Origin of the sequence: Roseateles sp. (genome assembly GCF_047654805.1) — a bacterium.
In the GTDB taxonomy this organism is placed as follows: domain Bacteria; phylum Pseudomonadota; class Gammaproteobacteria; order Burkholderiales; family Burkholderiaceae_C; genus Pelomonas.
Window position 1 is genome coordinate 2028631 of record NZ_JASGIV010000001.1, and the last position, 24914, is coordinate 2053544.

21 protein-coding genes are annotated in these 24914 nt (G+C 65.2%); 7 read left to right on the forward strand and 14 right to left on the reverse strand.

The window, feature by feature from the left end:
* Positions 1-35: 35 nt before the first annotated feature.
* From araG to dgoD, 7 genes are read right to left on the reverse strand one after another with little or no spacing between them, the layout of a single operon-like run.
* On the reverse strand, positions 36-1559 hold the full coding sequence (araG, locus tag QM732_RS08995) for an L-arabinose ABC transporter ATP-binding protein AraG (RefSeq protein WP_415655829.1): 1524 nt from the start codon (positions 1557-1559) through the stop codon (positions 36-38).
* Positions 1556-2530 carry an arabinose ABC transporter substrate-binding protein gene (locus QM732_RS09000; RefSeq protein WP_415659355.1) on the reverse strand — a complete coding sequence of 325 codons (975 nt, stop codon included), beginning with the start codon at positions 2528-2530 and terminating at the stop codon, positions 1556-1558. Before QM732_RS09000 ends, araG begins: the two co-directional genes overlap by 4 nt.
* Positions 2531-2545: 15 nt before the next feature.
* Positions 2546-3442 carry an SMP-30/gluconolactonase/LRE family protein gene (locus QM732_RS09005; protein ID WP_415655830.1) on the reverse strand — a complete coding sequence of 299 codons (897 nt, stop codon included), beginning with the start codon at positions 3440-3442 and terminating at the stop codon, positions 2546-2548.
* An 8-nt stretch (positions 3443-3450) separates the two neighbouring features.
* Positions 3451-5847 (reverse strand): beta-galactosidase, encoded by a 2397-nt coding sequence (locus QM732_RS09010; RefSeq protein WP_415655831.1) that lies wholly within the window; start codon positions 5845-5847, stop codon positions 3451-3453.
* Positions 5848-5887: 40 nt separating this feature from the next.
* Positions 5888-6505: a 2-dehydro-3-deoxy-6-phosphogalactonate aldolase gene (locus QM732_RS09015; RefSeq protein ID WP_415655832.1), complete on the reverse strand. Its 618-nt coding sequence runs from the start codon at positions 6503-6505 to the stop codon at positions 5888-5890.
* A gap of 1 nt (position 6506) precedes the next feature.
* Entirely contained in the window at positions 6507-7424 is a 918-nt protein-coding gene (locus QM732_RS09020; protein ID WP_415655833.1) for a 2-dehydro-3-deoxygalactonokinase, read from the reverse strand.
* Complete coding sequence (dgoD, locus tag QM732_RS09025) at positions 7418-8566, reverse strand: galactonate dehydratase (RefSeq protein ID WP_415655834.1); 1149 nt, start codon at positions 8564-8566, stop codon at positions 7418-7420. The genes QM732_RS09020 and dgoD overlap by 7 nt, the downstream gene beginning before the upstream one ends.
* Before the next feature lie 682 nt (positions 8567-9248).
* Here dgoD and QM732_RS09030 point away from each other — a divergent pair.
* From QM732_RS09030 to QM732_RS09045, 4 genes are all read left to right on the forward strand, one after another.
* Positions 9249-9758, forward strand: coding sequence for a helix-turn-helix domain-containing protein (locus QM732_RS09030; RefSeq protein WP_415655835.1), 510 nt, complete (start codon positions 9249-9251; stop codon positions 9756-9758).
* Positions 9751-10095 carry a nucleotidyl transferase AbiEii/AbiGii toxin family protein gene (locus tag QM732_RS09035; RefSeq protein ID WP_415655836.1) on the forward strand — a complete coding sequence of 115 codons (345 nt, stop codon included), beginning with the start codon at positions 9751-9753 and terminating at the stop codon, positions 10093-10095. The genes QM732_RS09030 and QM732_RS09035 overlap by 8 nt, the downstream gene beginning before the upstream one ends.
* A 23-nt stretch (positions 10096-10118) precedes the next feature.
* Positions 10119-10634: a nucleotidyl transferase AbiEii/AbiGii toxin family protein gene (locus QM732_RS09040; protein WP_415655837.1), complete on the forward strand. Its 516-nt coding sequence runs from the start codon at positions 10119-10121 to the stop codon at positions 10632-10634.
* A 191-nt stretch (positions 10635-10825) separates the two neighbouring features.
* Positions 10826-11167 carry a hypothetical protein gene (locus tag QM732_RS09045; RefSeq protein WP_415655838.1) on the forward strand — a complete coding sequence of 114 codons (342 nt, stop codon included), beginning with the start codon at positions 10826-10828 and terminating at the stop codon, positions 11165-11167.
* A gap of 66 nt (positions 11168-11233) precedes the next feature.
* Here QM732_RS09045 and QM732_RS09050 read toward each other — a convergent pair whose 3' ends face one another.
* Positions 11234-12337 (reverse strand): lipase family protein, encoded by a 1104-nt coding sequence (locus QM732_RS09050; RefSeq protein ID WP_415655839.1) that lies wholly within the window; start codon positions 12335-12337, stop codon positions 11234-11236.
* Positions 12338-13114: 777 nt separating this feature from the next.
* Here QM732_RS09050 and QM732_RS09055 point away from each other — a divergent pair.
* The gene (locus QM732_RS09055) at positions 13115-14266 is read left to right on the forward strand and encodes a Fic family protein (RefSeq protein WP_415655840.1); all 1152 of its coding nucleotides are present in this window, start codon (positions 13115-13117) and stop codon (positions 14264-14266) included.
* 349 nt (positions 14267-14615) lie between these two features.
* Here the strand turns inward: QM732_RS09055 and QM732_RS09060 are convergent, their stop codons facing one another.
* The 4 genes from QM732_RS09060 to QM732_RS09075 form a co-directional block, all read right to left on the reverse strand.
* Positions 14616-15101, reverse strand: coding sequence for a glyoxalase superfamily protein (locus QM732_RS09060; protein WP_415655841.1), 486 nt, complete (start codon positions 15099-15101; stop codon positions 14616-14618).
* A gap of 207 nt (positions 15102-15308) precedes the next feature.
* Complete coding sequence (locus tag QM732_RS09065) at positions 15309-16541, reverse strand: hypothetical protein (RefSeq protein WP_415655842.1); 1233 nt, start codon at positions 16539-16541, stop codon at positions 15309-15311.
* The gene (locus QM732_RS09070) at positions 16531-17943 is read right to left on the reverse strand and encodes a hypothetical protein (protein WP_415655843.1); all 1413 of its coding nucleotides are present in this window, start codon (positions 17941-17943) and stop codon (positions 16531-16533) included. Before QM732_RS09070 ends, QM732_RS09065 begins: the two co-directional genes overlap by 11 nt.
* Complete coding sequence (locus QM732_RS09075) at positions 17943-18962, reverse strand: hypothetical protein (protein WP_415655844.1); 1020 nt, start codon at positions 18960-18962, stop codon at positions 17943-17945. The genes QM732_RS09070 and QM732_RS09075 overlap by 1 nt, the downstream gene beginning before the upstream one ends.
* 482 nt (positions 18963-19444) lie before the next feature.
* Between QM732_RS09075 and istA the strand changes: the two genes are divergently transcribed.
* Both istA and istB read left to right on the forward strand, forming a co-directional pair.
* A complete protein-coding gene (gene istA / locus QM732_RS09080; RefSeq protein WP_415654866.1) occupies positions 19445-20995 on the forward strand; it encodes an IS21 family transposase in 1551 nt (516 codons plus the stop codon).
* An 18-nt stretch (positions 20996-21013) separates the two neighbouring features.
* A complete protein-coding gene (istB, locus tag QM732_RS09085; RefSeq protein ID WP_415654867.1) occupies positions 21014-21802 on the forward strand; it encodes an IS21-like element helper ATPase IstB in 789 nt (262 codons plus the stop codon).
* On the opposite strand, the gene QM732_RS09090 is transcribed toward istB, so the two are convergent.
* A complete protein-coding gene (locus QM732_RS09090) occupies positions 21700-23637 on the reverse strand; it encodes a hypothetical protein (protein WP_415655845.1) in 1938 nt (645 codons plus the stop codon). The two genes, istB and QM732_RS09090, sit on opposite strands and share 103 nt — an antisense overlap.
* Positions 23634-24317: a hypothetical protein gene (locus QM732_RS09095; RefSeq protein ID WP_415655846.1), complete on the reverse strand. Its 684-nt coding sequence runs from the start codon at positions 24315-24317 to the stop codon at positions 23634-23636. The genes QM732_RS09090 and QM732_RS09095 overlap by 4 nt, the downstream gene beginning before the upstream one ends.
* Positions 24318-24914 lie beyond the last annotated feature (597 nt).

The window sequence follows — 24914 nt, forward strand, 5'->3', positions numbered from 1 at the left end:
CGGGTCGGGTTGGGGCAGGGTGGTCGTGTTCATGGTCAATGCAGGGGCGCGGCAGGCGCTCCCGTGATGCCGTCGGGCAGGGCCAGCGCGAGCGCGGTGGTCTCGCTGGCCTGTTCGCGCGAGAGCTCGCCGCTGATGCGGCCGTCGCGCATGACGATGAGGCGGTCGGCGATGCCGAGGACCTCGGGCAGTTCGCTGGAGATGACGATGACGCAGCAGCCCGAGGCGGCCACGTCGTGGATGATGCGGTAGATCTCGTTCTTGGCGCCCACGTCGATGCCACGGGTGGGCTCGTCGAGGATGAGCACCTTCAGTCCCGGCTCCGCAAGCCAGCGCGCCAGGATGACCTTCTGCTGGTTGCCGCCGGACAGCAGGCGGATCTCCTGCTCGCGGCTGGGCGTCTTGATGCGCAGCTTCTGGATGAAGTCGTCGGCGCGCCGGGCCTCCTGTGCGTGGCGCAGGAAGACACCGCCCGCCAGGCCGTGGCGGCGGCAGCTGATGTTGATGTTCTCGGCCACCGACGAATGCGCCAGGATGCCTTGCTCCTTTCGGTCCTCCGGGCAAAGCACGATGCCGGCCGCGATCGCGTCGGCCGGATTGCGCGCGGCCACGCGTTCACCGTCCAGAAGCACCTCGCCGCCGCGGCGGGGATCGGCGCCATAGAGCAGGCGCATCAGCTCGCTACGGCCCGCGCCCACGAGGCCGAAGAAGCCCAGTACCTCGCCGCCCCGCATCGAGAAGCTCAACGGCTCGGGCAGGCGGGCGCTGTGCAGGCCGCGGGCCTCCAGCCGCACGGGGCCTTGCTCGCGGGTGCGGTAGTCGTAGATGTCCTGCAGCTCGCGGCCCACCATGTCGGCGATGAGGCGCTCGCGCGGCACCTCCGCCATCACCTCGTGCGTGACGATCTTGCGGCCGTCGCGGAAGATGGTGCAGGCGTCGCACAGCTCGTACAGCTCCTCCAGGCGATGCGAGATGTAGATCAGCGTGCGCCCTTCGGCGCGCAGCCGCTTGACGAGGCGGAACAGGATCTCGGTCTCGCGGTGCGACAGGCTGCTGGTGGGCTCGTCGAAGGCGATGACCTTGGCGTCCTGCATGACGGCCTTGCAGATCTCCACCATCTGGCGCTGGGCGATGGACAGCTGCGACAGGCGCGCCGCAGGGTCCAGGTCCACGCCGATGGCCGCAAGCTGCTCGGCCACCAGCCGGCGGGCGGCCTTGTGGTCGACGAAGCCGAGGCGGGTCGGCAGCCGGCCCAGCAGCACGTTCTCGGCCACGGTCAGCTCGGCCACGTACTGCAGCTCCTGGTGGATGATGGCCACACCGGCCTGGATCGCATCGCCGGCCGAGGTGAAGCGGCGCTCCTGGCCATCGAGCAGCAGTCGGCCGCCGTCGGGCCTGTACTGGCCGCCAAGGATCTTCAGCAGCGTGCTTTTTCCCGCGCCGTTCTCGCCCAGCAGGCCCATGACCTGGCCGGCGCGCGCCTCGAAGCTCACCCCGTTCAGCGCCTTGACGCCAGGGAAGACCTTGCTGATGTTGTCGAACTGCAGGGCTGCCATCACAGACCCATCTGCTTGCGGATCTCCGCCTGGTTCTGGCGCGTCATCAGGATGCCGCTGGTCAGCGTGACGGCCGGGGGCTGCTTGCCTTGCGTGGCCCACTCGTACACGGCCGTGGCCGTCTCGTAGCCGTGACGCTTGGGGCTGATCAGCACGGTACCGTAGAAGGCGGTCGGCGTCGGCTTGGTGAACTCGTTGAGCGCCGTCTGGCTGCCGCCGATACCGATGGCCATCATGGCGTCTTGCTTGATGCCACGGCCTTCAGCAGCACGCACGGCACCCAGCGCCGCCTCGTCGTTCAGGCCGAAGGCGACCCAGCGCTTGAACTTGGCGTTCTTCGTGAAGGCGATGTTGGCGGCGTTGAAGGCGCTCTCGGTGTCGGTCTTGGCCTGGGGGGCATCGACGATGTTGGCCACGGGCACGCCGGCGGCCTTGAGCGCATCCACCGCGCCCATGGTGCGGTCGCGGGCAGTGGGCAGCTGGTCAAAGGCCACGCGCAGCACGCCGACCTCGTCGAGCTTCCAGCCGCGTGCCTTGATCTCGGCCAGCAGCCCCTGGCCGACCTGCTTGCCAATCTCGTAGCCCGAGATGCCCATGTGGGGGATGTCGGCGATGGGCTTGCCGGCGCCGTCGACGAGCTGGTCGTCCACCGACATGACCTTGAGCTTGTGACGCTTGGCGGCGCGATTCACGGCCACGCCCAGCTTCACGTCGGGCGCGCAGATGACAAAGCCCACGGCCTTCTGAGCGGCCAGGTTGTCGATGGCGGCCATCATCTTCTCGCCGTTGGGGATGCCGATCTTCACGAGCGTGAAGCCCTTGTCCTTGGCGGCCTGTTCGGCAAAGCGCCATTCATCCTGGAACCAGGGCTCCTCGGCCTGCTTGACGAGGAAGCCAATCTTGACGGGTTCCGCCGCCTGCAGCGCGAAGGGGGTGGCCAGCAGGGCCAAGGCCAGGGCGGCGCGTCGTTGCATCTTCATGTCGTCTCCTTAATCGTCGAACAGGGTATCGGGCACACCCAGGCCCGGGGTCAGGCGCAGGCCGAACAGGCTGCCGGACAGCGGCTGCGCGGCCAGGGCCTCGCGGCTCAGTTCGGTGCGCGCGGTGGTGAGCATCAACTGGTCCAGGCCGTCGCCGCCGATGGCGGGACAGCTCGTGTGGGCGGCCGGGGCGGTCCACACGCCCATCAGACGGCCTTCAGGGTCGTAGCGTGCCACGCGGCCGACGCCCCACTGGGCGTTCCACAGGCAGCCCTCGGCGTCGATGACCGAGCCGTCGGGCCAGGCATCGGCGCGGTCCATGTGCGCGAACGGGCGCACGTTGTCGACCTGGGCGTCTGCAGCGTCGTAGTCGCACTGCTGGATGCGCTGGGTCAGCGAGTCGCAGAAGTACATGGTGCGGCCATCGAGGCTGAAGCAGATGCTATTGGCGATGGCCACCGCCGGCAGGGCGAGTCGGCGCAGGCCGTGAGCCATGGAGTACTGGTAGAAGCTGCCAATGGCACGGCGCTCCCTGGCTTCGTTCAGCGTGCCGAAGACGAAATAGCCACGCCGGTCGGTGCGGCCGTCATTGATGCGGGTACGCGACTCGGCGGCGTCAACAGGGGCCAGGGTCTGCAGTTGCCCCAGTTCGAGCTCGTCGCTGAAGGTCGCCAGCGCCAGGCGCTTGGCCAGGCCCAGCAGCACGCGGCCGGAGCGGCAGTGCGCGAAGCTGCCGAGCCGATCCGGCAGGCGGCAGGAGCGCGGCTCCGGCTCGCCTGGGCGCCAGGCCTGCAGCGTGGCGGCCTCGATGTCGGTCCACCACCAGCGGCCGTCCCGCCACAGCAGGCCCTCGCCGAGGAGGGCGCCCTGTGGCAGCGCGAGGTCGAGTTCGTTGTTCGTCGGCATGGCGATGCTCAGGGCGCGATGGCCAGGCGCCGGACCGCCAGCAGTCGCGCCCCCCGCAGCTCGGCGACCTGGGACTGGCCGTCGGCGAAGGTCGGGCGATGCGCGGCATCGATATAGACGGGCGCATCGGCACGCAACGGCAGCACGCTCAGCTCGAGCTGCTGGCCGGGCTGGAGCGCGAACTGGCGCAGGCCGATCTGCCAGCGCTGGCCGTTGTAGTACCAGTCGTCCAGCATGCGGGTACCGGCAAAGACACGGCCGATGTCGCCAACGAAGTCCAGCTCCAGCAGCACGTCCTCGGCCTGCGGAGCCAGTTGCGCGGGCAGCTTCAGCGCCCAGGTCGCGGCGCTGGCAAAAGCCTCGGGTATGGGCTGCACGGCAGCGCCGGCCAGGCCGCCCTTGAGCACCTTGGGGGCGTTGCGGGCGGGACGCAAGGGGCTGATCTGCAGCATGGGCTGGGTGTCGTCGCCAGCCAGCTCCAGGCGCTGCAGCACACCATCGAGCCTGACCTGCAGGCCAGCCGCGCGCGGCTTGGGCAGCGCCGGGAAGACGGCGGCACGCAGCGGCAGCGGGCCGATGCCGCGCAGCTGCAGCTTGCCGTCTGCCACCCAGGCCTGCTGTTCGCTGAAAACGAGGCGGCGCTGGCCGGCCAGATCCAGCACGCTCAGCTGTTCGAGCTGCTCGGGCGCCAGCAGCAGCAGGCTGACAGGACGGCCGCTGCTGGTGCTGCCGATGCGCTGCAGGCTGGTATCGGCCTTCAGTGTCCTCACGCCCTCAGTCAGTGCGAACTCGGCGGGGATACCGGCCGTCGCGGCGAAGACATGGACGATGCCTTGTGCACCTGCGTCAATGCGCGTGACCGGCTGGGCCGTCGCATGGCGCAGCGCAACGCCGTCCAGGTCCAGGTTGATGGGCCAGACGAAGTAGGCCCCGTTGGGGATGTCGACCGGAACGCTGGGCAGCGTCACCGTGCCGCCCGGCAGCCTCACTTCGAAACGCACGCCCGCCTGGGTCGGCATGGCGTACTGGCGCACGTGGTTGTTGAAGAACAGGAAGCCACTGTCACCTGCCGCGCGGACGGACCAGCGCGGCGTCTGCAGGTCGGCGGGCGTGGCCGGCACGCGCTCGGGCTGGCGCACCGTCATGATGGCAAGCCGGGCCCCGTAGTCGCGTAGAAAGTAGTGGAACGGACGCAGCTTGGCCAGCACCGGACGCTGCTGGCCGTCAGGCCCCAGTGGCGCCTGGAAGTCGTAGCTGATGCGGGGCGTGTCGTTGTAGCCGCCGCTCAGCGTGCTTTCCTCGAGCCCCGTGCCGCCGGCGCCCACCGGGTTGCGGCCGCCATGGAACATGTAGTAGCCGAACAGGTTGACGCCCGAGCCCAGTTGCACGGGCAGCATGGCCGCGATGTCGTCCGGCGACACCAGCGTGCGTCGGCGGTACATGGCCGGCAGGCCGGGACCGTACTCCGCGCCGAGGAAGGGCACCTTGTCCTTGTCGGTCTCGGCGGTGCCTGGTGCATGGGAGCGGGTCTGCGCGCCGAGGTCGCCGCTGACACGGGTGTCAAAGCGGAAGGCGTGTGTCTCCTTGGGCGGCAGCTCCTTCGTGCTCGTCGCCCAGGGCTCGTCCGGATACCCCCCGAAGACCGGCATGACCTCGCCGGACGGATAGACCGTGCCGTCCCAGCCGGTGACGGTATAGAGCGGCACGTCCATGCCGGCCTTCAGTGCGAGCGCCTTCAGCGCGGCAATGTGTTCCTCGCCACGGCCGGCGCCGCGGATGTTGTATTCGTTCTCCAGCTGCACGCCGATGACCGGGCCGCCGTCCTTCCACAGCAGGCCCTTGATCTGTGCACCGATCTCGGCATAGAGGCGCTCGACATGGCCGAGGTACTCGGCATCGTTGCTGCGCGTGGGCATCTTGTCGACCACCCAGTCGGGGATGCCGCCGTAGCGCGACTCGCCATGCGCCCAAGGCCCCAGGCGCACCACGACCTGCAGGCCCGCAGCCTGGGCCAGCTTCACGAAGCGGCGCAAGTCGCGGTTGTCCTTCCAGTTGAACGTGCCGGGTTGCTCCTGGTGGTGGTTCCAGAACACATAGCTCGCGACGATGTCGATGCCCGAAGCCTTCATCAGCCGCAGTTGCGTCGCCCACTGCGAGGCCGGCGCGCGGCTGTAGTGGTACTCGCCCATCACCGGCAGCCAGGGTTGTCCATCACGCAGCAGGTACTGGCTGTTGGCCGCCAGCGTGTGCCCCTGGGGGGAGCGCGCCGTGCCCAGCTTCAGATACCCTGCCTGCGGCGCGGCGGCCTGGGCACTGGCATCGAGCTTGAGCAGGGTCTCAGCGGCGGTCCCGGCGCCGAGCGCGCCCAGCAACAGCGCCACGCCCAGCGTGCGGATGCGATTCATGGCTGTCTCCGGTGTTGTTGTTGTGTGGGGTCGCGCGTCGTCAGTACGCGCGCCACGCCTGCACGAAGGCACGCGCCCGTGCAGCCACGTCGCCGGCGCTCATCCCCGGGGCGTACAACGCCGACCCCAGGCCAAAGCCGGCCGCGCCGGCCTTGCGGTAGGGCGCCATCGTGTCGGGCGTGATGCCACCCACCGGCAACAGCCGCAACTCGCGCGGCAGCACGGCGCGCACCGCCTTGACGACGGCTGGCGTGACCAGCTCGGCAGGGAAGAGCTTGAGCGCGTCGGCGCCGGCATGCAGGGCCGCGAAGGCTTCGGTCGGCGTGGCCACGCCCGGCACGCAGGCGAGGCCACGGGCCTTGGCCACGCGGATCACGGCCACGTCGGCATGTGGCATGACGATGACGCGCCCCCCGGCAATCTGCACGTCGCGTACCGCGTCGGCACTGAGCACCGTGCCGGCACCGACCAGCGCGTCCTCGGGCATGCGGCGCGCCAGGCGGCCGATGGAGTCCAGCGCCTGGGGCGAGTTCAGCGGCACTTCGATGACACGAAAGCCCTCGGTGTAGAGAGCGTCGGCGATGGCCTCGACCTCGTCTGGCTTGATCCCGCGCAGGATGGCGACGAGGGGAAGTTGTTGCAGTGCCTGCTCGAGCATGTCAGAGCCCCATGGTTTGCGCGAGCTGCCAGAGGCCGGCGGGCGCGGTGTTGTCAAGTTGCAGCGGCGCGCGCTGTCCGGAATCCAGGCCGAAGCGGCCCAGCGCCTGCACGTAGCGCTCGCACAAGGCGGGGGCGCCGACCAAGGCCAGGCGCGCGGGCGCACCAGCGGCCAGTTCGTGTGCGATCTCATGACCGATCAGCAGGCCGGAGAGGTAGTCGGGCAGTTGCTCGGGCGTCAGGCGTTTGAAGAGGCCCAGCGTGCGGACCGCAAAGAGCTGGTGGCTCAGGGCCCCGTCCTCACGGCCAGCGTCAACGCCGGCCAGGAAGGCGGGGGAAGCGCCGGAAGAGGGCGCAGACGCCCCCTCGGCCGGCATCAACCGGGCCAACACCGAGTGCTGGCGCAGCAGCGCGTAGAGCTCGCCGGTCATGTGAGTGGCAAAACCCGTCACCCGCCCGGCCTCGACACGGGCCCACTTGGAATGCGTACCAGGCAGCACCAGGCAGGACTGCTCGGCCAGCTCGGGATGCAAGGCCAGGGCACCGACGATCTGCGTCTCCTCGCCGCGCATGACGTCCGGCCTGGCCTCGTTGTGCATCAGGCCCGGCAGGATCCAGAAGCGCTCGTCAAGCCTCAGTGCGTGCTGGGCCAGTGCGGAGGCGTCGGCCGGGCAGGGCGCATAGGGCGCCTCGCGCCAGCCGTGCTGGCTGCCGACCATGCCGCAGGCCAGCACGGGCAGTGCAGGCCAGTCACCCCGGATGGCCGCGAAGGCCTGCGCGAAGGCGGCCTCGCCCGACAGCGTCGAGGCGCCATTGCCGGATTCGCGCGAGGCCAGCACGGAGCCGTCCGCGCCCAGCAAGTAGGCGCGCAGCCGTGTGCTGCCCCAGTCCAGCGCGATGAGGCGGGCCGCGTTCACCATTCGGCGACGCTCCCGTCCTCGTGGCGCCACAACGGATTGCGCCAGTCCGGCGCCGTCTTGCTGGCCTCGATGACCTTCTCTTCATCCACCACCACGCCCAGGCCGGGCTTGGTCAGTGGCTTCATGTAGCCGTTCTCGACGTGGAAGTCTTCCTTGTTCAGCACATAGTCGAGCAGCTCGCCACCCTGGTTGTAGTGGATGCCCATGCTCTGCTCCTGCAGCACGGCGTTGTGCGAGACGAAGTCGACATGCAGGCAGGCCGCCAGCGCAATAGGCCCCAGCGGGCAATGCGGCGCCAGGGCCACGTCGTAGGCCTCGGCCATGGAGGCGATCTTCATGCACTCGGTGATGCCGCCGGCGTGCGAGAGGTCTGGCTGAACGATGGACAGGCCGCCGGCCTGGAAGACGCGCTTGAACTCGAAGCGCGAGTACATGCGTTCGCCGGCTGCCAGCGGGATGGCCGTGTGCTCGGCCAGGCGGGCATAGGTCTCGTCCTGCTCGGCCAGCACGGGCTCCTCGACGAACAGCGGGCGGTAGGGCTCCAACGCCTTCAGCATGACCTTGGCCATCGGCGCGCCGATGCGGCCGTGGAAGTCGATGCCGAACTCGATGTCGTGGCCGAAGGCCTCGCGGATCTCGGCGATGCGGGACACGGCCTCGTCCACCTTGCGTGCGCTATCGATGAGGCCCATCTCCTCCGAGCCATTCATCTTGAAGGTGTCGAACCCGCCTTCGCGCAGGCGCTTGATGTCACGGATGACATCCGCCGGGCGGTCGCCACCGACCCAGGAATAGACCTTCATCTTGTCCCGCACCAGGCCACCCAGCAGCTCGTGCACGGGCGCCCCCAGCACCTTGCCCTTGATGTCCCACAGCGCCTGGTCGATGCCGGCGATCGCGCTCATCAGGATCGCGCCGCCGCGGTAGAAGCCGCCGCGATACATGACCTGCCAGAGATCGTTGATGCGCGACGGATCCTGGCCGACCAGGTACGGCTCGAACTCATGGACGGCCGCCTCGACGCTGCGCGCCTTGCCCTCGATGACGGGTTCACCCCAGCCGCTGATGCCGGCGTCGGTGTCGATCTTCAGGAACATCCACCGCGGCGCGAGGCGGTAGGTCGTCAGCTTGGTGATTCGCATGGAACATGGCAGAGACAGGGAACGCCCGCGAGCTTAGGCGTGGCTGCCAGTTCCAAAATATCGATTATTTGATCGTTTCTATATGGTCTCAATATAAGTCAGACCTCGAACGAGCAAAACAAAAGGGCTGCAAAGCAGCCCTTGAGAGACGAAAAGCGGGCTCGGGCCCGCAAGCAAGCTCAGCCGCGCAGGCTATTGCCCTCGCCGCCAACGGCATCCCGCAGTTGGCCGACGATGGCGAGCGTTGCAAGCGTCAGGGTCACGATCAGCAGTTCCATTTGTTTTTCCTTCCTTTGTTGATGTGGTCGTCATCTTAGGGTTATTACCAGTCAATGCAAGGGTTAACCCTATGCATTGCATGCATGGAACGATGCGGTACCTCTAGAACGGCCTGTTTGCCTTGATCGGCCAACCGGTGTCCTGAAGACACGATGTGGTTTGATTCAGGACTCGGTGAGCACGAAGTCCGCAAGCCCTTGATTGGGCTCGATGTCGGGCCGTGCGAAGTACAGAGCTGGGCAGTTTTCGGCAAGTCGCCTGCAGGGCCGTTTGCGGCTCGCGGCATGACGTCGCCAAGATCCTTCACTGGGCCGCGTGGCGTTTTGCTGCAAAAGGAATGAGCGAGCGGAAATGGATGTCTGATATTTTGGACATTTTCTGTTGGCCCTGATAGGCTGGATGCATGTACGCATCACACGAACTGAGCCAAGCCGTCCGCACTCGTCGGACGGAGATGGGGCTGACGCAGAAAGCGCTGGCTGACCTCGCCGGGCTGTCGCGTTCGACGGTCAACGAGGTCGAGTCGGGCAAGATCAAGGATCTGAGCCTCTCGCGCACGGCCGCGCTCTTGGACGTGCTTGGTCTCGGGCTCACTATCGCGCCGGCTCATCCCCGCCTGAAGCAGCGCGCCGTCAGCACGCCGCCGCTGGAAACGGCCGCACGCACTGCCAGCGTGAGCTACTCGCAGGCGATGCCTGCCACCGTCCTCGGTGAGACCTTGCGGTCAGGCCAAGTCCCGGCCAGCTACGCCCCGCACGTCGGCACGCTGCTAGAAGAGGCCCCTGTCTCGATGTTGGCCAAGGCCGTCGAGCAGATCCATGCAGACCTTTCGGTTCCGCGCGAGCTGGTCTGGAAGAACATGCGCAGCCTTGCCAGCAATCTGAAGGTCATCCGGGGGATCTGGAATGCTTAAAGCCGACCTTACCCGCCCCGGGATCTGGACGGATCTCTTCCCCAAGGCACTGGGGCTGATGGCCCATTTGGAGAGGGAGACCCACAACCCGCAATGGTCCTTCGGTGGGGGCACGGTGCTGATGCTTCGCATCAACCATCGGCAGAGCAAAGACATCGACCTCTTCGTGCCGGATCCCCAGTACCTTGGCTATGTCAATCCGCGGCTGAGCGATGCCGCTTTGGACGTGTCCGATGACTACGAGGAAAACGCGGAGTTCATCAAGCTCAACCTGCCGGAAGGGGAGATCGACATCGTGGTCGGCACGCCGTTGCCCCTTCGCCCTTCGAGTTGGTGACTCACGCCGGCATGGAGATCCGCGTGGAGACCAACGCCGAGATCATTGCCAAGAAGTTCTGGCATCGAGGCGACCGACCCAAGGCGCGCGACCTGTTCGACCTTTGCGCCGTCGCAGTCGCCGATCCGGCGTCGATAACCGTAGTCGCGCCCTTCATGGCCAGGCACGGACGCACGTTCTTGCAACGCATGGGTGAGCGGGACGATGCCATGCGGGACCAATTCGAGTGCATCGATGCACTGGCCTTCAACCGGTCGTTCGACGATTGCGCCGAGATGGCCAAGAGCATCATCGGCGTGGCACTGGAGGCCCCTGCAACTGGGGCCGAGCAAACACAGCTCTTCGTCGGACCAATCGTTGACATCGGCGAAGGCGAGGTTGTCCAGCGAATCAACCGCCAAGGCGATCTTCATCGACACCGCCTCGCGCTACTGACTGCGCCAGTGACGCTGGGAGACCTTGTGGAGATTCGCTATCAGTCTGGCGTCGGGGTTGTCCTTGCGGATGGCACGCAGCGCGAGATTGGGCAGGGTAGGTAGTTGCGAAGTTTGGTCGCGGCGGCATACGGCCAGGCCGTCAATGACCCGGCTGCGAATGCGTGAAAGTTCAGAGTTGAATGAACATTCGGTTCGGTTCAGAACTCGGTGAGCGCGATGCCCGTAAGCCCTTGATCGGGCTCGGCGCTGGGCCGCCACCAGTACAGAGGCGAGCGGTTTTCGGCATCAGGCGCATGAACACCGAGACTTCCCTTGGAATCCTCAAGGCTGCACACACCGTCATCTGGGTTTTCTTTGTGGCCTGCATCCTCGGTGCGCCATTTGCGGCCTGGCGCGGCAACTTCACGCTCGCCTTGGTGCTCGTTGGCTGTGTCGCCATTGAGGTCTGCGTGCTGCTGTTCAACAGATGGTCTTGTCCGCTGACGGGGCTCGCTGCCCGCTACACCGATCGACGCGAAGCGAACTTCGACATCTATCTGCCGCTGTGGCTCGCCAAGCACAACAAGCGCATCTTCACGCCGCTCTACATCTTCGGCACGGCCTACGTCGCGTACGCATGGTGGCACCAAACCTAGGCGGGCCACCGCGTTCACTGAACATGCTCGAGCGAACTGGCTGGCTTGGGTGGCGCCACCGGCAGCTCAGGGCCAATAGGCGCGCAGGTAGTTGACGCAGGCGTGGTCCGTCAGCATCAGCGGCAGGAAAACGCCTGCGCGCAACTGCGTAGCGAGCTGCAGCAGCGTCGGCGACGGCGTGTTCCGGTCGGCCGCAGGGCTGGCGCCGCCCTGCACCCCCTGTGAATCAATGAACTCGACAACCTGACCCACATGCACATAGTCCAGATGGGGAACGCCTTTGGGTGGCACTGTCGCTACGACGTCGCTGTTGTCGACGATCCGGACCGCATCGATACCCGCGCCGGCGAATGCCTCCGCGAACGCCATGTTGCCCACCCGCGGAGATCCGATCGTCACCAACTGCGTCCTGCCCGGACGGCCGGCACGTACGGCCACCAGCGTCGCCACCGCGGCGCCCAGGCTGTGGCCGCATAGGAGCAGGTCAGCGTCGGGGTTTCTTCGCAGCCAGGCGTCCACCTTCGGCCAGATGGCCGTGGCGGCGCGCGCAAAGCCATGATGCAGATCGCCGGTCCAGCCATCGGCTCGGACCTGAAGGAACTGGCCATCGATCAGCGCGTCCACCAGTGTGTCAGCCTGCGAACCTCGGAAGACCAGTATCCCCAGGTTGTCGTCACGCAGTGCCGCGAAGGCTTGCGTGCCGGTGGGATTCCTGAACAGGCGCAGCCCAGGGACCACACGGTCGAGGGTGCGATGGAGCACGCTGGACGCCGTCCCCGGCAGGTTGAGCGCTGTCGTGGCCGCCTGCTCAGCCAATGACTTCAATGAATGACCGAACGGCTGGAGCAAGTCGTCCAGCGCGTCGATACGCGGGAGCGTGGAAGCGATCGACTCCGGCAGATGGAAGGGCTGGTCGGGCAGCATGAGGACTTCCATGCCCGGCACGGTGGCCTCGAAATACTCGAACTGGCGAAAGCCGGCATGGGCAAGGCCAGCTTCTAGCGCCAGTCGGTTTTGCTGCCCGTGCAGAGCATCCTCAAACCGGTAGTAGGACAGCCGTGCCGCCTCGATGGCCACGGCCCGGTCCTTGTTGGTGACCTGGCTGGTAAATACCGGGGCACGCTGCTCCGGGAAGAACAGATCCGCGGCAGTGCTGCTGTAGGGTGTCATCGCATCTCCCTGCGCCCGTCGGTCAGAACCCTCTCGCCCTTGGCAAGGCCTGTCGGCGATGGCGAGTCTACGCAGGCCGGAGCAGCGCCGGGTCATCGCGCGGAACCCCAGGCGAAGAACACCTCCTCAATGATGCTGATGCCAACCTGGAACTTTGCCCACGGCAGGCACGCCAGATCCGCAGGCGCTGCGACGCGAGGGGTCGTTACCAAAGGACGACGCTCTGGATGCCTGCTCGCAGGGCAGGGCGCCCATAGAGCTTGCGGTGCGGGCACCAGAGGGCAGGGGAGCAGGTGGCATGCATCCTTCGAAGGAACTTGGATTGCCAGGCGCTGACCGGCATCGGGATGCCTCGGCCGTGTACAGCGCGGCGATCCTGAAACGTTTCACCAGCCGTTGGGTACGTCGTCGATTCCCGGGATGTCGGGCCGAAGGGCCCGACCGCCTACGTTCACGAAGCTCCAGGTTGTTGCGCGAGTTCGAGACGATGGCGTCCTTGCGTGCCCTGACGCGTGCCATGTCCACCTTGAAACCGGTCAGCGCGAAGCCGTACTCAGCGCCACGTTGAGCCTGGTGGAAGCACGCTCCAAGGTACTGCGGACGGCCCGGCCTGTGAACCGCCGTGACAAGATAAGTTCGAAGACAGATGTTCTTGACCAGAATGTAAATTCTTCTTTTGCATCAAATATTTAGTGTTGATAAAATCTTGTCATGCAAAAGTCAGTCGAGCAGCTGATCCGTGACTCTGGGCCTACCGGCATAGCACCGGAGCGCCTCATGGAGCTGATCGGTGACTCGATGAGCCGTTCTACGCTCAACAGGACTTTGTCTAGCCTGGTGGGCCAGGGTTCCGTGACACCCATAGGCCGTGGTCCCGCCAGGCGCTACGTTACGTTGAGTCCTTTCAGCCTTGCGGACGTCGAGGCATTCTTCCAGCGTCCAGCCAGCATGCGGCCACTCACGCCGTTTCGCGAGGAGTTGCTGGGTCCAACGCCCAATATTGACCCCGAGCGGGCGAAGCGTTGCACGCAGATCCAGAGGCTGGCCACCCCCATGGATCGCAAGTACCTCTCGCGGTTCCTGGTGGATTACTCGTGGGCCTCTGGGGTCCTTGAGGGAAGCACCTACACCGAGATCGACACTGAGGCCCTCGTGATGTATGGGGAGCGCGAGGCGGATAAGCCGATGGAGGACGCAGTTCTCGCGCTAAACCACAAGCGAGCTGGTGAACATCTGTGGACGCACCGTGAGCTGACCGTGGAGAACATCTGCGCCATGCATGCGCTGCTGACCGACGACCACGGCAAGGCTGACCTAGCCACGTCCGATCATTTCCTTCCCAAGGAGCAGCGTGGGGTGACACGGGTCTACGAAGACGTGAACCTAGCCAACTCGGCATACCTGCCGCCCCACCGACCTGGCACAAGCCACGCCCGCGATGTACTGGTCCGCATCGTCGATACCGCCAAGACTCTGGAGCCAGTCGAGGCAGCCGTGTACCTGTTGACGCGCATCGCCTACGTCCAGTCCTTTGCCAACGGCAACAAGCGCACGTCGCGTATTGCCGCCAACCTGCCGCTGCTGGCGGCGGGCTTGGTGCCGTCGTCGTTCGTTGACATCACAAAAGCACGGTATATCCGCGGCATGGCTGCGTTCTACGAGTTGGGCTCGATGCTCGTCATCGAGCAGGCCTTCATTGATGGGTACGTGCGCTCCGTCATGCGCAGCAGCAATTTGCCCCCAGCGCTACGTGGCGTTGGTGCCGACCCGGAGGGTGCGGCAAAGCAGCTATGCGATTTCATCAACTCTGGAAATCGCCCGAAAGACCCGGCTGTCGCCGCCATGCTTGGCGCGCCACCTAACGCTGCTTCTGGCTCTGCGACAGGAAAGCCAAAGACTTCAGCAGCGCGCCGCGCGGTCGCACGTTAGAGGCCTGCCGCAGCCGAAGTGCAAATACTGAATCGTTCGATTCAGGTGTGCCTGCAACGACGACACGAAGTTCGCGAACGGTTTTACCCAGGTCCTGCATGAAGCTCAAGAACTTCCTGCTGCGAATCTCAGAGGGCAGCGCACTCCAATGCAACACCAAAAGAACCATTCAAAAAAGCGACAATGTGCATTATGTAAAATCAAAAACGCTCGCGAAATGGCCTTGCTGGTAGCTGTCCGACAAGAAACACCCCCTCCGATGGGCCGTTTCGCGTCAACACTGTCCTAGCGAGGCGAAATTCCATTCCGCTAGGACCTTTACGACGCGCTGTTCCGCGACAGCATCGACCTAGCGAACCAGCTTTGCGCGCTGGCGACCACCCGGTTCAGACTTGAACATCACGTTGAAGATCTTCATGTTGATGTGGTCGCGGTTGCGCCTATTGGCCAGGCGATCGCAACTTACACGGGCGCACGCATGGTTCCAGTCTTTGTATCCAAAAAGTCGTGACAACAGCTCCAGGCACTGCACATGGCGGAGTGCTCCCCCTGATGCCTTCCTCAGCTTTTTAGCCTCGTCTTTGAAAGAGCGAACTGACAATGACTCTCTCTGCGCCACCAGCAACATGAGGTCACCGATTGAGCCGCCCGGGAGTTGTGCAACCGCGCTCTCGTCAAAGCCAGACTCGTTGTTGCTGGCGAGGAAGGCAAGGAAGTGATCGTGCAACGTGCGGCTTGGGGCGTTCGCCGTCAAGATGCGTGGCGTCGGCCCGGCTGGCAGCACCATGTACTGTCCGATTTGCGCCAGAACAACCTGATCGTCCTCTTGCGACATGCACGCCCTTCCTTTCGCCAGCTATTGACGCCAGAGCTCTAAAGCTGAGCTAGCCCGATGGCAGCGTATCGATGAGCCAAGCTGTTTCTGCGAATGGGCCTGTCACACCCATGGGAACGCCACTTGTATTGCTTCAATACTGCTGCCCACGGGCGCATGAGCAGCGGGAGTCCGACATCTGAGCCAAGTGCTCGCAGGCTCTCGTGCTCAGCCTGTGGTGCCCGTCGTTTTCGAGGCCAGCGCGAGCCGCTCGCTATAGGGTTGCCAATGCTCGGCGAGCCGTGCCCACCCAGCAGCAGTCGCTTCGTTGTCCAAGACGATCCGTCGGAAGTACTCGGCCGTGACACTCCGGCAGCCCTTGGCGTTGGCGATGAACCCCAAAATGAACGCGCGATCGCCGCCCGAATGGCTCTCAAGGGCACCCCGGAAGTAGGTCAAGGTCGCACCGCGCAGTTCTTCCGCGCTCTGGGCGTCGCCGTCAGCTTCTGCCAGGTCTGCAGCGCGTCGCAGCACGCTTCTGACGGCCCCCGCTATCCGGTCGCGACCGCCACCGCCGAACAGCAACTCCGACCCTTGCCTCATCTCCAGCGCCGACAACGTCGTACTGGGCTGCGCCGAGTGCGCCGCGAAGAGCTCTGACAGAGACTTGCCAAGGGGTGGCAGCACATAGACGCATTGCAGGCAATTGGTCATTGACTCGAGCTGCAGCCGCCAGGCCACGCTGTCGCTCGACGGCGCGACGCAATCAGCGAGCCGCAATTGGCGAATCTCCTCCACCTTGAGGTTGGCGAAGTACATCAGTTCAATCGCGAGTCGAGAAGTAGGCTCGACGCCAGCTATCAGAACCTCCATGACCCAAGTCCAAGCCTCACGACTGAGAGTCCGCGGCGTGCCGCGTGCCGAGATGTTCGCTGCCAGTCCCTGTGTAGCGAGGCCACTGCGCACAAGTCGACTGTCGGCAATGGGCGGCATCGAGGCATAGCCCGTGACGCCCATCCATTTGAACAGCACCGCCGCCGCAGCAACCACCAGCCGGACGGATGCCATGGACAGCGGACCTGTAAAAGGGCGCCAATCCTGGGAGTCGCGCGACTCGCCACTCTTGCATATCCAGTCCAACGCAGGGCGCGGCGCGGCTAGAAACTCCACGAACGCTTGGAGGTCAGCGTCGTCCAGCGAAGACAGCGCCTTTCCGCGCGAGAAGCATGACCAGTTCAGAAGCTTCTCGGCCGCGCTGCGGTAGCTGCTGATGGTGGCATCGGATGCGTCGGTCAAGCTGGACAGCCATGCGATCACGGCGTCGACGTCGTTGTCTGCTTCTGTGGACTTGCGGCCACGGTCCAGGCGATTGCTCCCGTGACTTCCATTCAACCCCGGCGGCGCGATGAAGCGTTCCAACGTGGTGATCGACGGAATTCTGGGTTGCAGTTCAGCATTCATGGGTCGTTCCTTGGTCGAATGCGGCCGAACGAGCCGCGATGAGGTAGAGGTCGCCAGGTTTGCCCGCGGCACCTGGCAGGCGTAGAGCGCTAAGGCCGTCCGGCCATGGACGTGTCTGGGAGCCGAACCTGTGGCACCAGAGGCCTACGACTTCGAGCCAAGCTGGGAAGTCCTCCGGCCGGTCGTAGTCCAGCCCCTTCAACGCTTTGTTCAATTCCCGCGCGGCGTCGATATCCAACAGAAGGCATCGGTATGCAAATTGCCCCCACGCGGCGTCGGACGCCGACCAGTCCACCGGCCAGAGCAGCAGCACTTGAAAGAGGCTGAGACGACTGCTGCTCCCCTGCCCGCTTGCACTGCTCTCGAATCTGAGCCGCCATGCGAGGAACCCGTGACGAGCGGGATCGACGTGCTCGTTGCAAGGCATCACCATTCCGTGGCTGCTCAGGACCATCTGCTGGCTGCCGCCTGCGATGTGCGCTTCGACCTTCACGCCAAAACGTCTCGCGTGATGTCGGCGGATCGATTTGTAGATGGCAACCCGCGCCTGGGTGAGCTCATCCCGGGTTGCGCCGCTGGCGGAGTAAGCCTGAGGTGAACTCGAGCTCAATGCCCAGGTCCCAGTCCAAAGGTCCGAATGGCAACACGCAGCCTGCTCCGACAGCGGCGCCACGCTGGTGAGGGTGCCCAGCATGTGCACGCGCTTGTTCGCCTCGACGGCTTGGGCTGGGGCGCGTGGATCGGCCAACCATCCGACTTGATCGGGCCATTGGACGTCCAGAGCATCAGCACGCGCGAACCATCGGCCGAGACGGAGATAGGCGCCCTCATCTCCCATGCGCGTCCGGAACTGCCCCCCGCCGGCGGGCCCCCAGATCGGCGCGTATGCAGTCCGGCAGTGCCCGCAAATCAGCGGCTCATCGAAGGCCTCGGCTGTCACCGCATAGCGGGGTGTCGGCGCGTTGCATGCGCTGCAATGATCGAGGAGCCAGTCGTTGTGCTGTGGGCACCGAGCCAGCCCCTCCACCTGGCAGATCACAGACTGGTAGCCCATCGACAAGCAGGTCGGGCAGTAGCGCAGCGCCCTGTCGCTCGCGACCGCCCGGCCCCAGCGTTCGGATTGGCTCAGCAGTCCTCTCTTCCATAGACTCGCGGCGAGCTGTGGCGCGGATCGGCTACGAGCTAGCCATTCCAGGTGCAGCAAGCTGCGACCGTGCGGAGTTGCCTCGGGGCGCTGGGATGGTCGTACGCCAAAGACCCGACAGATCCGCTTGGCATCCAGCACGTTGGCAATGGCCAATTTGGCCAAGACGGTAAAGGGCCCCTCCCCTGGCGAGAACCAGCTGTCGGAAACGACGAGGCCGTCGGCCAGGTGAAGTGCTCCGAGGTTGCCGCGCGACATCACTGCAAACTGCTCTGGTAGGCACTTGCGTCGACGGCATCGGTCCACAACTCCGGCGTGGGTGCGAAGCCTGCGCTGTCGTGCTGCGCCACGAGGAACAGCCAAGCCCGAATCGAAGACATGACCCACTGCATGCCAATATCACCGGCGCTGCGACCTTGGCGGGCCGCCACCCGCTCAAAGGCAGCCCAAAGCAGTGGTGCCTCTTCGGCCAAACGCCAGCCCGCGCAGTACGCCGTGGGCAGAAAGAACTCTGACATGCAGACTCCGCTGCCAAGGGGATGCTCGTGTTTCGACGGGTCGTCAAGGGCCTGCATCATGGCGTGCAGTTCTTCGCGATCGCGCAGACCGCGGAAGACGTGAGGCTTCAGGAAGAACCGTCCCAGGAGGTCAGTACGACCTACGCTCATCAGCATGTCGCGCAAGACGTGAAGCTCTTCGTGCGCGAAAACGATGGTGGTGGTCCGGATGCCCCGCTTCTTCAAGTCGTTGGTGAGGTCGCGCATCCAGACCCACTCGAGCAAGCTCCAGCACTGGCCCTCGTCGATGAAGAAGACGTAGTGGTCTCCGCTCAGGGACCGGACGGCGGCAACGATCATCGACATGAACCGTCGGCGCCGTTCGGCGGCTGATCCGTACAGCGATGCACCATGCTCGTAGTCGTCCAGCGCGTCGCCCCAGAAAGCCTTTTCCGTAGGTTTGTCGTGCTTCTTGGCAATGAGAGTTCCGATGGCCAGCTTCGGAAAGATCCGCCGCAGTTCCTCGCAAAGGATCTGGATGGTCTGTGTCTTGCCCATTCGGAAGGCGCCGACGAATGGAGATCCAGGGAAGCGGTGGATGATCAGATGCTGGACGATCTCGAATACTTCTTTGACGGCTTGGGTCGCCAACTGCAGGGAATCCGTGACCAGCGGATGAGAGAGGTAGTACTCCTGGCGCATAGCGGCATCGCACAGTGCCTGTTGACGAAGAGCGCGGCGCTGGCCGACATCGTCGATGGGGGTGATGGTTGCGTTCATGCTGAAGCTCCTGGTTTTGTCCGTTTGGATGAATGGTTAGCCGTTTTCAGCCCCACGAGGGCTTTGGCAGGTTCAACAGGATCGGGACTGGCCGGATCGGAATCACGTCAGCGACCTCAGGTTTGGGCGCGCCAACGCGGGGCACCGGCGCGCCTGTCGTGCGGATTGCCTCTGCGAGTTGGGTGGCGTCCTCAGAGACTCGGTCTGGCCGCGCCCGAGCGGACTCCAGCGCCTTGCGCGCCAGGTGCTCAAGGAATGTCACCGACCGCCGTATAGGAGCCAGTCCGTGATCGGCATGTAGGAGCCAGCGGCTGACCGGCGTATTGGAGCCACTGCGTGATCGGCGTAATGGAGCCAGGGCCGGATCGGCATATAGGAGCCAGTCGGCACCGGGTTGACGGGTGTCTCGAACACCGCGAGGCCATCTCTACCCTTCGGGTCATTTGCCCGGAGGGCCAGGGATGGCGCGCAGGAGATTCGAGATGCATCACTACCGACAGGCCCTGCTGCGCATGCGCCAGGGCGACTCCGACCGCGACATCGCCGCGGCCCGTGTCATGGGTCGGCCCAAGGCAGCGCAGTGGCGACGCATCGCCACCGAGCGCGGTTGGCTGGACACCACCCAGCCCCTGCCCGACGACGAAGCCATAGCCGCCGCGCTGGGCAGCCCGCGCAAGGCCAGCACCACCATCTCCACGTTGGAGGCGCATCGCAGCGAGATCGCGGCCTGGGTCGAGCAAAGCGTCTCGGGCACGGCCATCCACGCCGCGTTGAAGCGCCGGCACGGCTGGGCCGGCAGCTACTCGGCCGTGCGCCGCCTGGTGGCCGACATCCGCCAGCAACTCCCGCCCGAGACCACCTGCCGGCTCGACTTCGAGCCAGGCGACGCAGTTCAGGTCGACTTCGGCGCCGGCCCCACGCTCCTCCACCCCGATGGCCAACCCCGGCGCACCTGGGCCTTCGTGATGACGCTGGCGCACAGCCGCCACCAGTACGTCGAGTTCGTCTGGGACCAGACCGTGCCCACCTGGCTGGGCTGCCACCGCCGCGCCTTCGAGTGGTTCGCAGGCGTCCCCGCGCGCGTCATCATCGACAACGCCAAGTGCGCCATCACCCGCGCCTGCGCCCAGGACCCGACCGTACAGCGCGCCTACGCCGAGTGCGCAGAAGGCTACGGCTTCAAGATCGACCCCTGCCCGCCGCACGACCCGCAGAAGAAGGGCATCGTCGAGTCGGGCGTGAAGTACCTCAAGGGCAACTTCCTGCCGCTGCGCACGTTCCGCGACCTGGCCGATCTCAACGCGCAGGCCCGGGCCTGGGTTCTCGAGGAGGCCGGTGTGCGCTGCCACGGCACCACCCGGCGCACGCCGCTGGCCTTGTTCGCGCTGGAGGCGCCGCTACTGCAGGCGCTCCCCAGCCAGGCACCCGACCTGGGCAGTTGGCACCGCGTGAGCGTGCACCGCGACTGCCATGTGCAGTTCGAGCGGGTGCTGTACTCGGCGCCGTTCACGCTGGTGGGCAAGACCCTGTGGCTGCGCGCCACCGACGCGGCCGTGGCGCTGTTCGAGGACTACCGCCACGTCGCCACCCATCCGCGCGGCCGGCGCCCGGGGCAGCGTGTGAGCGTGCGCGAGCACCTGCCGCCCGAGGCGCAAGCCTTCTTCGGCCGCGACCGTGCCTGGTGCGCGACCCAGGCCGAGCGCATCGGAGTCTCCTGCGCGGCGCTGATCGAGCAGTTGCTGCGCGACCAGGTCCTGGAGCGGTTGCGGGCGGCACAGGGCGTACTGGCGCTGCTCAAGCCCTATGGCGCCGCCCGGCTGGAAGCCGCCTGCGCCCGCGCGCTGGCGCATGGCTCGCCTCACTACCGCACCGTCAAGACCATCTTGGCCACCGGCGCCGACCAGCGTGCCGACGTCCCCGCAGCCACACCCGCCAGCTACGGCCGCACCCGCTTCACGCGGCCGGCCTCCGAGCTGTTCGCCGATGCCATCCCGTCCCTATCCACCAACCCGCAGCAAGACCTGCTGCATTGACCCTGAAGGAGAAGCGCCATGAACCCCGCCCCCGAACTGGCACCGCAGCTCAAGCAGTTGCGCCTGTCCGGCATCTTCGACTCTCTCGAAGCCCGCAACCGCCAGGCCATCGAGGCCAAGATGGCCTACACCGACTTCCTGGCCCTGCTCATCAGCGACGAGATCGCCCGGCGAGAGCAGAAGAAGTTCTCCACCCGGCTGCGCCGCGCGCAGTTCCGCACCACCAAGACGCTGGAACAGTTCGACTTCGAGCGGCTGCCCCAGCTCAACCGAGCCCTGGTGCATGACCTGGCGACCGGGCGCTACCTGGGGGAGAAGGCTCCGGTACTAATCGTCGGGCCCTGCGGCACGGGCAAGAGCCACCTCGCGCAGGCCTTGGGGCACTGCGCCGTGCGCCAGGGCGTGGACGTGGTCTTCACCACCTGCGCCAGCCTCACGCAAAGCCTGAACGCGGCCCGCGCCACCGGCAGCTACGAACGCAAACTCGCCAGCCTAGCCCGGGTGCCGCTGCTCATCATCGACGACTTCGGCCTCAAGCCGCTGCGCGCGCCGGCCGACGAGGACTTGCACGATCTGATCGCCGAACGCTACGAGCAGGCCGCCACCATCGTCACCAGCAACCTGGACTTCACCGAGTGGGACCAGGCCTTCCCGGCCAACCGGCTGCTGGCCAGCGCGAGCCTAGACAGGCTGCGTCACAACGCCTATTGCCTGGTGCTGGACGGGCAGTCGTACCGGGCTCCGAAGCAGATCGCAGCCGGCGCAAAACCGGCATCGCAAAAGCCTTCAAAATCCACCCCGGCGTAACCCCCTCGGGACGCCCGTTCTACCCACCTGTTCCTGGCTCCAATATGCCGAACATCGGTGGCTCCATTACGGCGGTCGGTGACAAGGAATGCCTCGACGTAGTCGCCGCCGCGGATGTCGGCGAGTTCCCGCGCGTCGCGCATGCGGTTGATCTGCTTGCGGATGTCCCGTGAGTGCTTGGTACGACGCCAGCCCTTCTCCCGAACGGTCAGCCATCCGAGGCGGGTGCCGTCTTCCAGGAACGCCTCGACCGTTCGCATGTCTTCTTCGTGCACATGGAGAACGAGCGGCTTGCCGATCAACGCGAACTGCGACGCGAGTTCAGGACTCGTGTAGGTCCCCTTGTCGACTTGAACGTAGGGGCGCTTCAACTTTCCGGCCGCGCAGGACCCGCGCACCGTGTGCGTTTCGATCTCCACGCCGAGGCGTGGTGTCAGCAGCGTTGGAGGAATTTGTGGACGGGGCACGAACCGCTGACGGTCTCGGTCGAAGTGATCTCGCAGCACTTCAAGCGGTGAGCGGTAACCCAGCCCGGGTTGGCCTTTCGCGTTGTATTCGGCGATCGCGACGTCCAGGAGATCAAGCAGCTCTTGCCACGTAACTTTGAGCTTGCTGGCCGCGGCGGCGCCATCGGTCTTCTTCGGGTCTGCTGGGCCAGAACCGACCGACGTCGGCAACCGATGCAAGCCGAAACGCTCCAGCAATCCGAAGAACCGTTCGATGGTGTCGTTGTGATACCAGGCACCGACGGCGCTCCAGCTCAACGCGCAGCCAAACCGCCGCCGCACCCGATGGACGATGCGATTGGCAAAGCTCTGCATGGCGCTGTCCATCCGCAAGGCTGCAGGGGCGAACACAAAGCCATCAACGCAGCCCATTGGGAAGCCGGCCCCTTCCTTGTAGCTGACGTCGCCCATCTTCAGCTCGCGCGGTGTCCAGGGCTTCGTGGCCATGTCCAGGGCCAACTCGATCTGCGACGCCGTAGGCTCCGTCCGAAAGGACGCGGCGTACCCATAGATTGCGCGTGACTCTGAGTCCGCGACGACGTAGATCCACAGACGCTCAATAGGGATCAGCTGTGGGCCTGCAGGCCCCTCGACCTCAATCGTTCCAATGCAATCGACGTGGTGGGCATCTATACACACCAGATCCAGCGGTGATGTGGTCAGATCGAATGACCACAGACCGTTCCCCACTTGGCCTGCCCTTTTTGCTGCCTCCCCTACGGCTCTGGAGCGGGCCTTGGCGTCGCTGGCGATCATGTCTTTGACATAGCGCTCAACCGACCGCCGGGCGCAGTTTTTCTGGTTGCGGGGGTACTGGTCAGGCGTGAAGCGCTTCTCCACCAGTTGGACGAACGTCCGCCAGACCGCTTTGGCCGGCGTAAAGGCTGCCCGCGCCTTTCCCTGCCCGGTTCCCTTGCGGATGACCTCGTTCAAGGCCTTCTTGATGTACAGGTTCTCGTCCAGAAATCGCTGGAAGGCGCCGCTGGCTCCCTTGCGACTCGCGTTTGGCCCGGCGGGAAGCTCGCTCGTGCGCTCGTAGTCGGACAGTCGTAGGCCGTAGATCAGTCCCGCCCAACCCACGACACCGCCATCGGTGTGAGGTTGCAGGCATCGGTTGACTTGATCCAGCAGCGCGTCCGCCGACACCTGAGCTGTCTTCGCCGCGGCGCGAAGCTTGCCGGTGCTCAGGTAGTCTTTGACGGCGGGCATGAGACGCTCGAAGCGTTCGACTGCGGCTGACTCCATGCCGCTGGTGTCCACTACCTGCCACTTCGAGGTGTCACGCAGTTCGGCCGAGAGGGTCTTGTATGTGAAGCGCTGGCGACTCATACGACCTCCGGCTTTTCGGCGAAGAACGTGCGCATCGAGAACGGCGCATCGAAGAGGTTGCTGCGGTACGCGCCGGCCTGCATGGACCGGAAGAGCGCGACGCCGTAGAGATCGGCGCGCTCCGTTCCCTCGCCCAGCGCCAGCACCTCCTGGAACTCCACCCGTCCTTTCGAACGAATCAAGGCGGCCACTTGCAACTGCTCCTCGGTCAGCGCCCAATCGCGGCCGGCCGCTAGCCAGGCTGCAACGGCATGCCAGTTGCGGATTCGCTGTGGTGCAACAAGCATGTCTTCGTGGGTGAGCGTCTCCAGGCGCGGAGTCGGCGCGCCATCGGGCATGCAGCCGGCTTGCAGCAGCAACTGCAATTGGCTCTGCGTTCCTTGAACTGCGGCCGCCTGGTCGGCAGCACACACATGGCGCCAGACCACGTCGCCGTTGGCCATGACGATCTCAGCATCGACATGCTCAACGAAGCTACCGCCGACGGCGCGCTGCACCTTGAGCGCTGGGCTGTAGTCGACACCGCAGACGTCGAACGACGACTCGAGATAGAGGAAATGCAGGTACTCGATTTCTGCCCCGAACGCCACGTCACGGCGGGCCTTGGCGCTGTACTGAAACCACAGCTTGCCCGTGGAGTGGCCTCGCGCGTCGTAGACGTCTGCGAGTTGGCCGCGCAAGCGCACGCCGGGCCTGGCGCCCGTACTGGCCTTGTTCGATGGAAGGTTTGACCGGTTCTTCATCGCTGCTCCTACTTGGTGATGGAGTGCGTTGCCTGCGGTGCAGGCGGAACCTGTCGAACTTTTTTGGGCAAAAGCCCTCCCCGCCCGTGCTTGACAGCAATCCCAACCAGGACTACCGTTCAGCACAGACAAAGCCATTGCAAGTGGGCCAAGTCGACAGGTAAGAAGGATCGAGGCCAAGTTCTGTTCCAGCAGGACTTGGCTTTTGTCGTTAGTGCTCCTTTCCGTTAGTTGCGGAACAGACTGATCTGGCTAGGACACTTCAATAGGGCGCGGGGCGCGACGCTGTCGGCAATGCCGGCCCAGTTGGCTGACGAAGGGGCACGACCAGGGGCAAACAGCTCAATGAGGGGCGTGGTCGCGCCGGACGTACCCGGCTGGCATGGAAGTCCGCGCCAACCCGTCCCGTCTGGATGTCACCGCCCTACTTCGCTGCTCCAGCGCCTTCCAATGCGCCGGACTACAGATCGCTCCGATGCAGACGCCCTTAAGCGTATAACTGCACAAATGCTTTGTAAATCAATGAGTTAGGGC

What these genes read in the sequence shown, in the direction of transcription:
- QM732_RS09075 (WP_415655844.1), bottom strand. Translation starts at nt 18,962, where the DNA reads ATGAACGCAACCATCACCCCCATCGACGATGTCGGCCAGCGCCGCGCT.
- QM732_RS09005 (WP_415655830.1), bottom strand. Translation starts at nt 3,442, where the DNA reads ATGCCGACGAACAACGAACTCGACCTCGCGCTGCCACAGGGCGCCCTC.
- QM732_RS09010 (WP_415655831.1), bottom strand. Translation starts at nt 5,847, where the DNA reads ATGAATCGCATCCGCACGCTGGGCGTGGCGCTGTTGCTGGGCGCGCTC.
- QM732_RS09065 (WP_415655842.1), bottom strand. Translation starts at nt 16,541, where the DNA reads ATGAATGCTGAACTGCAACCCAGAATTCCGTCGATCACCACGTTGGAA.
- QM732_RS09050 (WP_415655839.1), bottom strand. Translation starts at nt 12,337, where the DNA reads ATGACACCCTACAGCAGCACTGCCGCGGATCTGTTCTTCCCGGAGCAG.
- QM732_RS09090 (WP_415655845.1), bottom strand. Translation starts at nt 23,637, where the DNA reads ATGAGTCGCCAGCGCTTCACATACAAGACCCTCTCGGCCGAACTGCGT.
- QM732_RS09015 (WP_415655832.1), bottom strand. Translation starts at nt 6,505, where the DNA reads ATGCTCGAGCAGGCACTGCAACAACTTCCCCTCGTCGCCATCCTGCGC.
- QM732_RS09060 (WP_415655841.1), bottom strand. Translation starts at nt 15,101, where the DNA reads ATGTCGCAAGAGGACGATCAGGTTGTTCTGGCGCAAATCGGACAGTAC.
- istA (WP_415654866.1), top strand. Translation starts at nt 19,445, where the DNA reads ATGCATCACTACCGACAGGCCCTGCTGCGCATGCGCCAGGGCGACTCC.
- QM732_RS09045 (WP_415655838.1), top strand. Translation starts at nt 10,826, where the DNA reads ATGAACACCGAGACTTCCCTTGGAATCCTCAAGGCTGCACACACCGTC.
- QM732_RS09030 (WP_415655835.1), top strand. Translation starts at nt 9,249, where the DNA reads ATGTACGCATCACACGAACTGAGCCAAGCCGTCCGCACTCGTCGGACG.
- QM732_RS09055 (WP_415655840.1), top strand. Translation starts at nt 13,115, where the DNA reads ATGGAGCTGATCGGTGACTCGATGAGCCGTTCTACGCTCAACAGGACT.
- QM732_RS09070 (WP_415655843.1), bottom strand. Translation starts at nt 17,943, where the DNA reads ATGTCGCGCGGCAACCTCGGAGCACTTCACCTGGCCGACGGCCTCGTC.
- QM732_RS09000 (WP_415659355.1), bottom strand. Translation starts at nt 2,530, where the DNA reads ATGCAACGACGCGCCGCCCTGGCCTTGGCCCTGCTGGCCACCCCCTTC.
- QM732_RS09035 (WP_415655836.1), top strand. Translation starts at nt 9,751, where the DNA reads ATGCTTAAAGCCGACCTTACCCGCCCCGGGATCTGGACGGATCTCTTC.
- dgoD (WP_415655834.1), bottom strand. Translation starts at nt 8,566, where the DNA reads ATGCGAATCACCAAGCTGACGACCTACCGCCTCGCGCCGCGGTGGATG.
- QM732_RS09020 (WP_415655833.1), bottom strand. Translation starts at nt 7,424, where the DNA reads ATGGTGAACGCGGCCCGCCTCATCGCGCTGGACTGGGGCAGCACACGG.
- istB (WP_415654867.1), top strand. Translation starts at nt 21,014, where the DNA reads ATGAACCCCGCCCCCGAACTGGCACCGCAGCTCAAGCAGTTGCGCCTG.